This is a genomic window from Mesorhizobium sp. M0077 (genome assembly GCF_040322955.1).
In the GTDB taxonomy this organism is placed as follows: domain Bacteria; phylum Pseudomonadota; class Alphaproteobacteria; order Rhizobiales; family Rhizobiaceae; genus Mesorhizobium.
Genome location: NZ_JAMYUL010000039.1, coordinates 1 through 829, shown reverse-complemented (window position 1 = coordinate 829; position 829 = coordinate 1). Strand labels below are relative to the sequence as shown.

Annotated in this window: 1 pseudogene; it reads right to left on the bottom strand. The window is 58.0% G+C overall.

Features of this window, described 5'->3' with window-relative positions:
* Window positions 1-491: pseudogene (locus NKJ57_RS30810) on the bottom strand (type I secretion system permease/ATPase); the annotation flags it as partial.
* Window positions 492-829: the final 338 nt, after the last annotated feature.

Below are 829 nucleotides of genomic sequence, written 5' to 3'. Positions count from 1 at the left end.
TCGGCATTGCAACGCGCTGCTTGCAGCAGACCATTGCGTGCCATGTTGTGGGCAACGGTATCGCTTATCGGCCCTTGCGAGAGAGTGTTGGCAAGGAGTGTCAGAGATGTGAGACCGACCGCCCCGATAAGTGCCGTCATGCCGATCCAGAAATGAAGGAGGAAGCAAATGCCAAGATAAAACAGCATCCATGGCAGATCGAAGAACGCTGTCGGACCGTTTCCACCTAAGAAGCCGCGAACATTGTCGAGATCGCGAAGCGGCTGCAAGCCGTCGCCCGGCATGCGCGTTGAAAGCGGAAGGCGAACGATCGCATCGTGAACGCGTCCGGAAAACTGTCCATCGAAACGCTCGCCAATCCGCAGCAGCACGCGGGCGCGCAAAATGTCGAGCAGGCATTGGAACGCATAAAGCCCCGCAGCAAGCACGACGAGCCCCACTAGCGTGGATACGCTGCCACTTGCCAGAACGCGGTCATAGACCTGAAGCATGAACAGCGGCGAGATGAGCGCAAGCACGTTGACCACGCCGCTGATCAACACAATGCCCCAAATCGCGGAAGTCAGAGGGAAGGGTCTCAAAGCTGAATCCTTTAAGGAATGGTTGTCACGTAAGTCTCCGGAGGCTGGCGACCCAGCTCCCTATATTGCTCCCCGACCGGCAACCGACTGCATCCGCTCGCTGGTTCAGGATCAGTGCTCCCGCCGAATATGTTTGGTCCCGGCATTTAATGGAGCGCGTCAACAACACCGTCCGGCTGAAGGTTTGGAAGGGATTCATCGTGGTCGGCCGCAAGGGCCCGAACAGGCTTCCGCCTCCACACCTTCAG